The organism is Kosakonia pseudosacchari (assembly GCF_015167415.1).
Taxonomy (GTDB): Bacteria; Pseudomonadota; Gammaproteobacteria; order Enterobacterales; family Enterobacteriaceae; genus Kosakonia; species Kosakonia pseudosacchari.
The window spans coordinates 1,783,369-1,796,392 of the sequence record NZ_CP063425.1 but is presented as its reverse complement, the minus strand read 5'-3'; the positions used below and the strand labels follow the sequence as shown (position 1 = coordinate 1,796,392).

The following is a 13,024-nucleotide window of genomic DNA, read 5'->3' as shown; positions in this document are numbered from 1 at the left end:
CACGGACCTGGTTATGCCCGCCGTCAGCCGAACCTCCTGCAACCTCTTCAGGAGCGGATGCTTTACGGGTGACCTGCGCACCTGTACTCCCTTCGTCATCACGCCGATGATCGTGCAGAAGGCCATGGGTATCGCAAGCCTTTCTTTTCATAGATCAGATTGCCCACTTCTCGCACATAGCAGAATGTCATTCCCCCGGGGCTATCCCCTTCGAGGCAGAAACAGGCGTAATAAAAAGTGATGCATGATCGCCTACCGGCGGGATAACCCGGTAACACGCCTGAGGTGTCTGGATAATGCGTTAGCGTTTATTCGTCGTATTTTTATGCGTTGTCATGATGCGTACCGGGTCATTCATCGGCTGGTAACGCGGCGCAACGGATCAGGACAATGAATTCGAATTCAATAATCCGTGCGTGGATGAATATTTTTCCTCCATCCGACTCGCAGCGGAAACTCTTTTTTACAGGCCAGGTCAAACGTTGACTGCTTCAAAAAAATTCCCGTATTTGTTATAGTGTTGCTCATTACTTATTCACCTCTGCGGTGCCAAAAAGAATAAGATTCACCGCAACCCAGGACTATAAAATGTTAGATTACCGCTTCCCGACAGCTTTGCAGATGGTTCTCAGCGTAGCGATGGCGGAGCAAGTGGGTGAACGTTCGACGAGTGCGATTCTGGCCTACGGCCTGGAAGCAAATCCGAGCTTTATCCGCAAATTAATGGTGCCGCTCACGCGTGACGGCATTATCGTCTCAACGCTTGGCCGCAACGGGTCTATTCACCTCCTCGGCCGCCCGGCGGAAGAGATCACCCTGCGCGATATCTACCTTTCCGTCATCGAAGATAAAAAACTGTGGGCGTCGCGTCCTGACGTACCGGCACGTTGCGTGGTCAGCGCCAACGCATGCTGGTATTTCAAGTCTATCGCCGAAGAAGCGGAGCAGGCGTCGTTACAGGTATTAGCGCGCCATACAGTGGCAAGCGCGCTGGAAAAGGTCAAAAAAGCCGATACCAGCGGATGGGATCCGGTGCCTGACCTGATTGCCCAGTATAAAAAAACGTCTTAGTTGTTTACGGATTGCGAAAAAAAACCGCCTTCATCGTGAAGGCGGTTTTTTTGTATTTGCAACAAATTACGCAGGCAAAACATCATTTACCGGTTTGCCGCGCGTCACGAATTTACGCAGCGTAACGTAAAACACCGGGGTCAAAAACAGACCAAACAGCGTCACACCCAGCATACCGGAGAACACCGTGATCCCGGTGACGCCGCGCACTTCTGCGCCCGCGCCGTGACCGAGGATCAGCGGAATGGTACCGGCAATAAAGGCGATGGAGGTCATCACAATCGGGCGTAAACGCAGGCGGCACGCCTCCAGCGCCGCTTCCATGATCCCTTTACCCTGAATTTCCAGCTCGCGGGCAAACTCCACGATAAGAATGGCGTTTTTACACGCCAGCCCCATCAGTACCACCAGACCGACCTGCACAAACACGTTGTTATCGCCACCGGTCAGCCAGACGCCAAACAGCGCGGACAGCATGGTCATCGGAACGATTAGGATCACCGCCAGCGGCAACGTCCAGCTTTCATACAGTGCGGCCAGCACGAGGAAAGCCAGCAGAACCGCGACCGGGAAGACGATCAGCGCCGTATTCCCCTGAGTGGCCTGCTGGTAGCTCAGGTCCGTCCATTCAATATTCATCCCGTTCGGCAGGATCTGCTTAGACATCCCGTCCAGCTGCGTCATCGCCTGTGAGGAAGAGAGGACGCGAGGATCGGCATCACCAATGAGATCCGCCGCCGGATAACCATTGTAGCGAATCACCGGATCTGGCCCGTAGGTGGTACTGATATTCACCATACTGCCAATCGGCACCATTTCGCCCTGATTATTACGGGTGCGTAAATTCGCAATATCTTCCACGCTATCGCGGAACGGCCCGTCGGCCTGCGCCATCACGCGCCAGGTACGGCCGAACTGGTTGAAATCGTTCACATAAGACGAGCCCAGATAGGTTTGCAGCGTACCGAAAAGATCGGTCAGCGACACGCCCTGTGCTTTTGCCTTATCACGATCAACCTGCACATCCAGTTGCGGAACGTTAGCCTGGTAGGTAGAGATAGGGAAATGCATCCCCGGCGTCTGCATAATCGCACCAGACATGGTGTTCACCGCGCTTTGCAGCGCGCCATAGCCAAGACCGGCGCGATCCTGGATATACAGCGAATAGCCAGAGCCCTGACCCAGCCCTAAAATCGGCGGCGGCAAAATGGAGAAACCAAAGCCCTGCTGGATTTGCGCGATTTTTGCGTTGATCTCAGCGTTAATTTCCGCCGCGGTATGTTTACGCTGGTCGAACGGTTTCAGGCCAAAAAAGACCGTCCCGGTATTCGGCGTGTTGGTGAACTGCAACGCATTGAGCCCCGGAAAGGCGACCGCGTAATCCACACCTTCGGTATTCATACCGATTTCGCTCATTTTGCGGATTACCGCATCGGTGCGCGCCAGCGAAGAACCTTCCGGCATTTTCACGCCGCCAATCAAATAGAGCTTATCCTGTGTCGGAATAAACCCGCCGGGTACGGCTTTAAACATCACGCCAGCGGCACAGAGCAGCAGTACATAAACCGCAAACACCGCGCCACGTCGACCGAGCGTTTTGCCCACCAGCCCCTGATAACCATTCGAGCTACGGTGGAAAAAGCGGTTAAACGGACGGAACAACCAACCGAACAGCCGATCAATCAGTCTGGTCGGGAAGTCTTTCGGTGCGCCATGCGGTTTTAACAACAAAGCAGCCAGCGCCGGAGAGAGCGTCAGCGAGTTGATGGCGGAGATCACCGTCGAAATGGCGATTGTCACGGCAAACTGTTTGTAGAACTGACCCGTTACGCCGGAGAGAAACGCCATCGGCACGAACACCGCGCACAGCACCAGCGCAATCGCGATAATCGGCCCGGACACTTCACGCATCGCCTGATGCGCCGCCGCGAGCGGAGCCAGCCCCTCTTCGATATTTCGCTCGACGTTTTCCACCACCACGATGGCGTCATCCACCACGATACCGATCGCCAGTACCAGCCCGAACAAGCTCAGGGTATTAAGCGAGAAACCGAGCAGGTAGAGAATGCTGAACGTCCCCACGACCGATACCGGCACCGCGATCAGTGGAATAATTGACGCGCGCCAGGTTTGCAGGAACAGGATCACCACCAGCACCACCAGCACCACCGCTTCCAGCAGCGTTTGCACAACCGCGCGAATGGAATCGCGAACAAAAACCGTCGGATCGTAAGGTGCCGCCCATTTCATATCTTCCGGGAAACGCGTGGCCAGTTCGTTCATTTTGGCGCGCACCGCGTTAGACAAATCGATGGCGTTCGCCCCCGGAGACTGGAAGATACCAATCCCGACCGCGTCTTTATTATTAAGCTGAGAACGCAGCGCATAGCTGCCTGAACCCATTTCAATACGCGCCACATCGCGCAGGCGAACGACTGAACCGTCTTGCGCCGTTTTCAGCACAATATTGCCAAACTCGTCTTCCGTGTGCAGACGCCCCTGGGCGTTAATGGAGATCAGGAAATCGCTCTCTTTCGGCAGCGGCTCCGCGCCAAGTTGCCCGGCGGAAACCTGCACGTTTTGCTCCTGCATCGCCGTCACCACATCCGAGGCAGTTAAGCCGCGTGCCGCCACCTTATTGGGATCCAGCCAGATGCGCATCGCGTATTCGCCCGAGCCGAAAATCTGAATCTGGCCGACACCGGGCAGACGTGCCAGTTCATCCTTCACTTTTAGCGTCGCGTAGTTACGCATATAGAGTGAATCGTATTTACCGTTGGGCGAAAACAGATGCACCACCAGCGTCAGCGTCGGCGATTGTTTCTGGGTAGTGATGCCCAGACGCCGCACATCTTCCGGCAGACGCGCCTCTGCCTGCGATACCCGGTTTTGTACCTGAACCTGTGCCTGATCGGGATCTGTGCCCGGGCGGAAAGTGACGGTGGTCACCAGTACGCCGTCGGAGCCTGCGACAGATTTCATGTACATCATGTTTTCAACGCCGTTAATCGCTTCTTCCAGCGGCGTCGCCACGGTCTCGGCAATCACTTTCGGGTTGGCGCCTGGATACTCCGCGCGCACCTGCACGCTTGGCGGAACAACGTCAGGATATTCGCTGACCGGCAACAGCGGGATGGCGATCAATCCTGTGACAAAAATCAGAATCGACAGCACCGCGGCGAAAATCGGCCTGTCGATAAAAAAGCGGGAAAAGTCCATGTGTCGGATTCTCGGATAAGGGATCAGTTGAGGGCGGGGCTGGCGTTCATGGCAACGGTTTTCGCGTTAACCGGCATACCCGGCATAAACACTTTTTGTAAACCATCGACGATGACTTTATCGCCAGGGTTCAGCCCCTTCTGCACGATACGCAAACCAGCGGCCAGACGCCCCGGCGTGATATCGCGACGCTGCGCTTTCCCCTCTTTATCAACGATATAAACATATTTGCGATCCTGATCGGTCAGCACCGCTTTGTCGTCGATAAGCGTGGCTTTGAATTCAGCGCTGCCCGGCAGACGTACGCGGGCAAACAGCCCCGGCGTGAACTGACGCTGCGAGTTATCCAACAGCGCACGCATGCGGATCGTGCCGGTACTCGGCGTTAACTGATTATCAAGGAAATCCACTTTGCCCTGATGGGGGTAGCCATCCTCACCGACAAGGCCAATTTCTACCGGTAGCGCCAGGTGATTACTGGACGCCCCCTGCCCGCTGCGGGCGAGGTTTTGATAGTGGAGGTAGGTTGACTCATCCACGTCAAAGTAGACGTAAACGGTTTTCTGGGAGACCAGCGTGGTGAGTACGCTGGCGCTGTCACCTGCAGTGACCAGATTACCGCTGGTGATCAACGCCCGGCTGGCGCGACCATCGATAGGCGCGGTCACTTTGGTGAAATCCAGATTCAGTTGCGCGGCATCAACTGCCGCCTGCGCGGCGCGAATGTCGGCCTGTGCCTGAACGGCGGCCGAACGGCGCTGCTCCCACTCTTCGCGGGATACCAGGTGGGTGTTGATTAATTTATCGGTACGGTTAGCCTCACTTTGCGCCAGGCTGGCCTGCGTTTTGGCTCTCGCCAGCGTCGCCTGCGCCTGTTCCAGCGCGGCGCGATAGGTTCTGTCATCAATGGTGAACAGCACCTGACCCTTTTTCACTTCCTGGCCGTCGGTGTAATTCACTTTATCAATGTAGCCGGAGACGCGGGGGCGCAGTTGAACGCTCTCCACCGCTTCAATCCGACCATTAAAACTATCCCACTGGCTAATCGATTTCACGACCACGTCAGCAGCGCTGACGGCGGGAGCTTGTGGCACAGCATTTTGCGCGACGCCGTCATCGCACCCGACAAGCAATACGGAGAGCAACATCGCTCCCAGCGCATGCAGATGAAAATTAACCCAAGGTTTTTGCAGGCTCATTATTTTTATTCCGGTAATTGTAGCCGCCGGGCAAGACGCCGCGGGAGACGCTGCGCCACTTCCTTTGTCCGGGCTGGCTTAGGGCCATTTGTGCCGTTCATCGCCACAAAACTGTAACAGTTGCCAATACACTATCGCGGGGATTGTAGGTAGGCGCTAAATTAAGTGCAAGAATAATTGATACACTTTATGTGCTGTTTGAGGCAGGGGGAAAAGTCGCGTTTCCGGCAGGGATTTAAATGCAACAATAAAACTTGCAATTAATGCGAAAACGGGCCACCTTTAAATGCAACAGATAAAGATGCTTTTTAATAAGCGGCGTGAGGGCAACAAGATGAATACTGGCGCATTTATTCACGATCTACTCGACTGGATCGACAACAACCTTGAAAGTCGTCTGGACATTGAGACCGTCTCCAGGCGAGCCGGCTATTCGAAATGGCACCTACAGAGGCTCTTCAAAGAACATACGGGTTATCGTCTCGCCGAGTATATTCGCGCGAAAAAGCTGCAGAAATCGGTCGAGCGCTTAACCCACAGCGACGAACCAATTCTGAATGTGGCAATCGCCTTAGGCTTTGACTCCCAGCAGTCCTTTAACCGCAGCTTCAAGCGTCAATATGGCCAGGCCCCCGGCGCATGGCGTCGTAGTATTGGCTGCCCTCAGGCGCGGCAATTACGCCAGCAACCAACCCAGCAATCAACATAGTACGTTGGGGTTTCGCACATGAGTTTGGGATGAAATCGCCGGCCTGATAACAACAGGCCATCGTTATTACGGGCAGGCTGCCCGGCGCATGCGGTTTGACGTTGCATATAAAAAGCCGTACTAAAACCTGCACGGCATAATTGTTTTCTGTCTGGCATGAAGGAGAGTAACGGGAGTGATTTACCAACGCCGCCCTCATCTTTCGATCTTTTCCGGGGTAGTAATCATTATTTTCCGTAAAAATCCCCCCTCTTCTTAGCCTCAAACAGGCAATTCCATCTGTAAATGACGCCGCGCTGACGCGCCTCACCGTGCTATGACCACAATAGCGCTGTGATGAATTTATGCGAAAAGACGCAAGCCTGCCGATTGTCGTCCGCAGCGACGCTATTCATCAACTCCCCGCGTAATCACACAGGCAGACTTCAATCGCATACATTTTTAGTCCCCTGGCGTGTCCGTCACCGGGAAGGGGAGCCAGTTTTTTGCGCAATCTGTCGAGACAAGCGAGGGTGGTAACGCGACTTCTCGCGGCGGCGCAGGTGTGACACCGTCGGGGCCAATGACGATCTTCGCCGATTCAATAAGCCAGCGGGCAGTGTTGTTGAAAGACACGCCGTTCAGGGCCAATTGCAGAGGATGAACGGCGTCATAACCGCGTAGTACCAACTGGCCGGTTTCACCGGAAACATGATTCAGGAAGATATCGCGATAAACGGGAATGTTATTACCGATCGCGTGCGCATCATATCGCGTATCAAAATCAAGCGGCCGACGGTTTCCGCGCATACTAATATTTTCGTAATGGACATCACTGACAACGCCGCCCCGGCTGATGTCACTTTTGATACGAAGCCCGGAGGTTGTGCCATCAAGCGTCAAATCACGAACCCGAATGTCACTGACACCGCCTGCCGTCTCGCTACCAATGGACATCCCGTGTCCCCAGTAAAAATGGTTATCGACTAAAACCACATGGCGCGTGGCGCCAGCCGCGCCCGCTTTAATCGCCACATTATCGTCACCGGTTCTGATGAAGCTGTGGGCGATGAGGATATTCTGCGACGAAATAGGATCTATTCCGTCGGTGTTACGGGCATTCGCGGGGGTATCAACACGCACGCCCCAGAACGTCGCATCCCGGACGTTTTTCAGGGTGACATGGAATCCCGGCGAATTTCGCAGGGTGATGCCGTGGAAAATAATATGCGAGGCATCATCTATTTCAATCAGCCGAGGAACATTCTGGGCTCCGCCTTCAGTTTGCGCACGGCGAGCCAGCTGCCACCATGATTCGTCATGCCCTATTATCGGCTTGCCGCCCTGCCCATCAATAACGCCCTTCCCGATAATGCCTCCACCGTCGGTACTTTTAAAAAGAATAAAGGGCCGACAGCCATTCCCTTTATGATCGACCGTGCCGCAATGGCCATTTTTGTCATAAACTCGCGGATCACTGTCGGCGACCAGCATTGCCCCCTGCGAGATCCAGAGTGTGACGCCAGATTTCATTGTCAGCGGTCCACTGGAGAAACGCCCCGCCAGGAGCTGTAACGCCTCACCCCTGGGGCAGTTATCAATCGCTGACTGAAGTCGTCGGGTATCGTCTCCTGATGAAGAAGCCAGCCTTGCGCAGATATGCGCGGGCAGCACAGGTTCTGGCACATCAGCATTATTCGCCGATAGCACCGCGCAGGATCCTGCCAGCGGGACAGCAATGAGGCTGGCAATTATTCCTTTCACATTCCGGTGCAGAAAAAGCATAAGTATCTCGACATTAAAATTATTGAAGTATTGTAGAGGTGCGGCGATATAAACAGCGGACGAATTCGTCTTTAGTTGAAGTGACGTTAAGTTTGGCAGAAAAAAGGCGTTAGAATATTTCCCCTCTTTATTTCCATGATGATTCATTAGCATCAACTCACGAAACTTAACGCGAGAGAAATGTAGCAAACCGCATTGGCTTTTCATATTAGCTTCCTGTCACTTTCATGAAAAATAAATATCGCTTTATGTTTACTCATTACCATCCCGCGTTGTAAAAACACGTCCGGATGTTGCATCAAGGGTGTTCACAATACGCTTCAGATCTTCAAAATCGTAATAACATTGCTGGCTTAAAGGCGTATTTTTTACCCTCCCAAGGCAATAGTTCAGGGCGTTTAGCGCATTGTGTACCTGGTAAAGACAAAACGTGGCGTTACTGTCCAGACGGGCTTTGGTTAACATGCGGACATCCTGTTCAATACTGGCCTTGATAACATCCAGTTTACAGTACAATAAGCGCAAAGCGTCAGGCTCATCAGGTTCCAGTAACAACACGTTAATCAATCCAATGGATTCTTTAAAATTTTTAACGATTGAGTTAATAAAATTACGCGCGTCATATACCATGTTCACTCCGTAAAAAGTCATTAATGCCATTACTGTCACTTGATATAATGAATGTTGTTATCCAGAGGCATAAAAACTAAACAGCATTGCAATAAAGGAATAATCACAGCCGGGAACGCAAACGGTGATACTCTAATTTTCATTAGATAATCTTACCCTTATAAAATTAAACCTGAATATAATAACACTATCCAATCACCGCGATCGGTATAACCTCATTAATAGCTGGTGTGTCGATGATATCGATTTTTTACCGGCACTGAGCAACAGGTGCGCAACATAGTTGGGCTGCATAAGCTCATGACGTTGCCTGTCAGACTTTCCCTGTATCGGGTGCCTGCGGGGCATGCTGAATAAAGCGCATGGTATCGAGTAAATTATCCTTCTCCGCTTCAGTAAGATTGGGAGCCACCGTTTTCTCGGCCAACACAGCCCGGTCAGTATAGGAAAGCGTTCCTGCCCGCAGCCGCTGACTTATGGTCAATAGCAGATGCTTATCCAGTTCATTTATACGCTGTCTGATCCCGGCAAGATCCCGGTGGGTGACAAATGATTCTGGTCGGGGTAACCAGTCTGCCAGATAGCGATACTGTATCGCTTTTCCCGCATTCATCAGCGCACTGATAAACGGCTCCACTGACTGCGGTTCCAGCCCTGCCTCATGAGCATTGCTCCGCGCCTGTAACAATACGTTTTGTTCCCGAACGATATCCTCCACCGGTAAATGATGCTTCGCCTTGTAGGCGGCAACGTCCCTCATTAACGCCATTCGTTCGGTTAACAGTGATGAAAGGGCACTGAGACAAATGGGCGCAGAGGCGCCCGTAAAAAAACTTCCGGACATGCAGAGTGTCGATATGAACATCGTCATAACCATCCCTTAAAAAGGTGCCAACCTCAATTTGCCTGCGCAAATATAACCAACAGTTACTATTTCGTATCTGGATGTAAGCGCTTTGTTATAAGCAGCATCAGTTTTTCGTGCAGGTCATGATATTCCAGCGTTTACGGATACAGAACCCAATCGCCCCGGATACCCCGGTGCATGACTAACCGTGGTTGAAAACGTGCCTGCGCAAAGAAACAGCAAGCCAGCCTTACGGCAAAAGCGGTAACGCGCACCATTCACTTTTCATTAATTCAGTTGCGTTATTATTTCATCAAAGCGGCGATGCGTAAGAAAATGTAACGCGCTGATATCAATATGAATTCATCGACAGAGCGTAAATCTGGCAGGGATCGGCGATGGAGATAAGGGGAAAAGCATTCCTGGTCAGGCAGGCTGAATATTGCGAAAAGCGTGATGACGCGCCAGATATCCCCCTCTGTTCGGGGCTCCGGCAACAGGAAGACCTCTTTGCTAAAGATTGGCGCCGGAAAATGTCGGGCATCAATCAGCGACGGTGGCATAGACGCAGCGGCAGGCGAAGCGAGTCTGATCGGGTCAGAAGGTTCTGGCGGCGCGAAAAGCGCTGAAACACATAATTACCGTGTGCAAAAGCATCAGTCAGGTTCTTTTAACCTGCACATTGCAAACGCGTAATCATTTACCGGGAAAGCAGGCTCACACCATCGGCGCGACGCTCATAAGCACACGCGACACAGGCACGGTTATTTACATGCCCTTATTGAGCCGCAATAGTTTTATTCCGTTAGCGGCCCTCACCTTTCAAAGAGGATCTTGCCTGGAAAGGCGGCCTTTTTCGCCTCTCACAAGGAGATGAAGATCGGTGACGGGGCTAGCGCGCGCGACCTGTTTGCACCCCGTAAAAAATAAAACCCGGTTTCCCGGGTTTTATCGCTAACGATGAACACCGTCAGTCGTACGCTTTCAGCGTGCGCTGGCAGAGCGCGGAGCGTACGCAGTCGTCTTTATTAAAGCGAACAACGCCAATCATCTCGTCTTCCTCAAAACGTGCCAGCGCGTCGCTCAAGCCCGATTTCACACCGGATGGCAGGTCACACTGGGTAATATCACCGTTGACAATAACGGTCACGTTCTCCCCGAGGCGCGTTAAAAACATTTTCATTTGCGCAGCCGTGACATTCTGAGCCTCGTCGAGAATGACCACCGCATTTTCAAAGGTACGTCCGCGCATATAGGCGAACGGCGCGATTTCCACCTTACCGATCTCTGGTCGCAGGCAGTATTGCATAAAGGACGCGCCCAGGCGTTTCAGCAGCACGTCGTAAACGGGCCGGAAATAGGGAGCGAACTTCTCCGAAATATCACCGGGTAAGAAGCCGAGATCTTCGTCGGCCTGCAGAACCGGTCGGGTTACAATAATCCTGTCCACGTCCTTATGGATCAGGGCTTCCGCCGCTTTCGCCGCGCTGATCCACGTTTTCCCGCAGCCGGCTTCACCGGTTGCAAAGATCAGTTGTTTACTCTCGATAGCATTCAGGTAGTGCGCCTGAGCTTCATTGCGCGCGGCAATTGGGGAAGTATCACGGCTGTCCCGCGCCATGCCAATTGCTTCTACGCCGCTCATCTGCACAAGCGAGGTGACCGACTCTTCTTCACGTTGTTTATGGCTGCGTGAATCACGTCTCAGCACGCGTTTCGCTTCACGACGAGCTTTGATCACTGCTTTTTGTCTTCCCATGGATAGCACCTTGAGTTGTTGGTTTACATCACACGCGTCGCTATCGACGCGATTATGCGCACAAACGTCTGAGGGTTGGCTTCCTTGTAAGCCATGACTTGCCTTTGAAAATGACGTGCCAACGCGACGAACAGCATCGGCTGCCACATCGTCAACATCAGGAATGAAAAAGAAGGAGGAAAATTCAGGGGTGAAGAAGTCGCTGCCGGAGGTCGCACCTCCGTGCCGGGTTTTGCGTGGTCTTTTTGTCTGTCCGCTACTGGACTTTACCATCCGCGATCTCCAGAAAAACTTCATCACCGCAGGGGATAACGCTCTCATTAATTACATCAAAGATTAGCATCATTGCAACATTATTTTTACCAAACCATAACGTGCATGACTTCTGCGTCGTTGAACAGAGTCTCGGCTATGAATATTACAGAAAAATAACAGATACTTTCTCATACGAAAAAATGATAGCTGGATGGCAGAAAAAGTATGTCAGGATGCAACAGATGACAGAATATCCTGCCCGGTGGCGGGCAGGATAGGATCTTCACGCTTCGAGCAGAGATTGCGCCAGATAGCGGTTTGCCTCTTGTACGCCGGGTAATGCAAAGAAGTAACCGCCGCCAATCGGACGAATGTACTCTTCCAGCGCCTCGCCGTTCAGACGCTTTTGTACCGTCAGAAAGCCTTTTTCCAGATCATGCTGATAACAAACGAACAGCAGCCCCATATCCAGCTGGCCAGAGTTGGTCACGCCGAGCGAGTAACTATAACCGCGCCGCATCATCAGGCTGGATTGCGTCTCTTTCGTCCGCGGGTTCGCCAGGCGAATATGGCTGTCGAGGGCAATAACATCACCGTCTGGATCGCTGGCGTAATCCGGTACGTCATGCTCATGTTTCATGCCCAGCGGTGCGCCGGAGTGCTTATCGCGCCCGAAAATGGTCTGCTGCTCTTTCAGCGGCGTACGATCCCAAAACTCCACATGGAACTGAATAATACGCACCGCCTGATAACTGCCGCCCACCGCCCACGCCGGTTCGCCCTGCTCTTTCGTCACCCACACCACGTCGTTCATCAGCGCAGTATCGCTGCTGTCCGGGTTGGCGGTGCCATCTTTAAATCCGAGCAGGTTAACCGGCGTCTCTTTGCCTTTGCTGCGCGCCGCATGATCAGAGATAAACCCTTCCCGCTTCCAGCGCACGCTGAGTAAATCCGGCGTGTGCTTAATGATGTCACGCAGTGCGTGGATCACCGTGTCCTGCGTGTTGGCGCAAATCTGGAGCAGCAAATCGCCGTGACACAGTGCCGCATCAAGCGAATCGTTAGGGAAACGCGTCATCTTTTGCAGCTTTTTCGGCATCTGCGCGCGCAAACCAAAACGGTTGTCAAACAGCGATTCGCCCACGGAAACCGTCATCGTCAGGTTATCCGGCGCGATATACGCCCCAAGAATACCGGAGTCCATCGGCGGTAAGCGCGGGTTCGTTGTCTCCGGAGCCGGGCCGCCGGAGGTCAGAAACGAGATGCGCTGCGTCAATAAGCGGAACAGCCGTTCGAGATCGGCTTTATCCGCAGCCAGCACGTCAAACGCCACCAGCATCATTGACGCCTGCTGTGGCGTCAAAATTCCGGCCTGATGCGCACCTAAAAAAGGCTGTTTTTCCATACGCGCATCCGGTGAAAGCGTCCCCGGTGCGCTCTTCGGTGTTACCGCATGCGCGACCGGGCATCCGCCAGCCAGGGCAAGCGCGCCGCCCAGCGCGCCCATACTTTTCAATAAACGGCGCCGGGAAGGTTCGCTGACGTCGTTGTTATCATCTTGCTTCATGGTA

9 protein-coding genes are annotated in these 13,024 nt (G+C 53.0%); 2 read left to right on the top strand and 7 right to left on the bottom strand.

Annotation, left to right across the window (positions count from 1 at the left end; translation table 11 throughout):
- Positions 1-588 precede the first annotated feature (588 nt).
- Positions 589-1,071: an RrF2 family transcriptional regulator gene (locus IP581_RS08305; protein ID WP_193822246.1), complete on the top strand. Its 483-nt coding sequence runs from the start codon at positions 589-591 to the stop codon at positions 1,069-1,071.
- Between the two features lie 66 nt (positions 1,072-1,137).
- On the opposite strand, the gene oqxB is transcribed toward IP581_RS08305, so the two are convergent.
- Positions 1,138-4,290, bottom strand: coding sequence for a multidrug efflux RND transporter permease subunit OqxB (gene oqxB / locus IP581_RS08300; RefSeq protein ID WP_086872104.1), 3,153 nt, complete (start codon positions 4,288-4,290; stop codon positions 1,138-1,140).
- A gap of 23 nt (positions 4,291-4,313) precedes the next feature.
- Positions 4,314-5,489 (bottom strand): efflux RND transporter periplasmic adaptor subunit, encoded by a 1,176-nt coding sequence (locus IP581_RS08295; RefSeq protein WP_193822245.1) that lies wholly within the window; start codon positions 5,487-5,489, stop codon positions 4,314-4,316.
- 334 nt (positions 5,490-5,823) lie between these two features.
- Here IP581_RS08295 and IP581_RS08290 point away from each other — a divergent pair, with 334 nt between their 5' ends.
- Complete coding sequence (locus IP581_RS08290; RefSeq protein WP_097400235.1) at positions 5,824-6,198, top strand: helix-turn-helix domain-containing protein; 375 nt, start codon at positions 5,824-5,826, stop codon at positions 6,196-6,198.
- A gap of 441 nt (positions 6,199-6,639) precedes the next feature.
- On the opposite strand, the gene IP581_RS08285 is transcribed toward IP581_RS08290, so the two are convergent.
- The 5 genes from IP581_RS08285 to efeB all read right to left on the bottom strand — a co-directional run bounded on the left by IP581_RS08285 (position 6,640) and on the right by efeB (position 13,020).
- Entirely contained in the window at positions 6,640-8,169 is a 1,530-nt protein-coding gene (locus tag IP581_RS08285; protein WP_228007827.1) for a glycoside hydrolase family 28 protein, read from the bottom strand.
- 45 nt (positions 8,170-8,214) lie between these two features.
- Positions 8,215-8,622, bottom strand: coding sequence for a hypothetical protein (locus IP581_RS08280; RefSeq protein ID WP_228007826.1), 408 nt, complete (start codon positions 8,620-8,622; stop codon positions 8,215-8,217).
- 283 nt (positions 8,623-8,905) lie between these two features.
- Positions 8,906-9,469 carry a chorismate mutase gene (locus IP581_RS08275; protein WP_086872095.1) on the bottom strand — a complete coding sequence of 188 codons (564 nt, stop codon included), beginning with the start codon at positions 9,467-9,469 and terminating at the stop codon, positions 8,906-8,908.
- Between the two features lie 940 nt (positions 9,470-10,409).
- Entirely contained in the window at positions 10,410-11,198 is a 789-nt protein-coding gene (gene phoH / locus IP581_RS08270) for a phosphate starvation-inducible protein PhoH (RefSeq protein WP_017456289.1), read from the bottom strand.
- Between the two features lie 538 nt (positions 11,199-11,736).
- Positions 11,737-13,020, bottom strand: a complete 1,284-nt coding sequence (gene efeB, locus IP581_RS08265; protein ID WP_097400155.1) for an iron uptake transporter deferrochelatase/peroxidase subunit — start codon at positions 13,018-13,020, stop codon at positions 11,737-11,739.
- Between the last annotated feature and the right edge of the window lie 4 nt (positions 13,021-13,024).

Bases quoted from the DNA above. Each gene is read 5' to 3' on its own strand.
- IP581_RS08295 (WP_193822245.1), bottom strand. From the start codon at position 5,489: ATGAGCCTGCAAAAACCTTGGGTTAATTTTCATCTGCATGCGCTGGGA.
- IP581_RS08275 (WP_086872095.1), bottom strand. From the start codon at position 9,469: ATGGTTATGACGATGTTCATATCGACACTCTGCATGTCCGGAAGTTTT.
- oqxB (WP_086872104.1), bottom strand. From the start codon at position 4,290: ATGGACTTTTCCCGCTTTTTTATCGACAGGCCGATTTTCGCCGCGGTG.
- IP581_RS08305 (WP_193822246.1), top strand. From the start codon at position 589: ATGTTAGATTACCGCTTCCCGACAGCTTTGCAGATGGTTCTCAGCGTA.
- efeB (WP_097400155.1), bottom strand. From the start codon at position 13,020: ATGAAGCAAGATGATAACAACGACGTCAGCGAACCTTCCCGGCGCCGT.
- IP581_RS08285 (WP_228007827.1), bottom strand. From the start codon at position 8,169: ATGAAAAGCCAATGCGGTTTGCTACATTTCTCTCGCGTTAAGTTTCGT.
- IP581_RS08280 (WP_228007826.1), bottom strand. From the start codon at position 8,622: ATGGCATTAATGACTTTTTACGGAGTGAACATGGTATATGACGCGCGT.
- phoH (WP_017456289.1), bottom strand. From the start codon at position 11,198: ATGGGAAGACAAAAAGCAGTGATCAAAGCTCGTCGTGAAGCGAAACGC.
- IP581_RS08290 (WP_097400235.1), top strand. From the start codon at position 5,824: ATGAATACTGGCGCATTTATTCACGATCTACTCGACTGGATCGACAAC.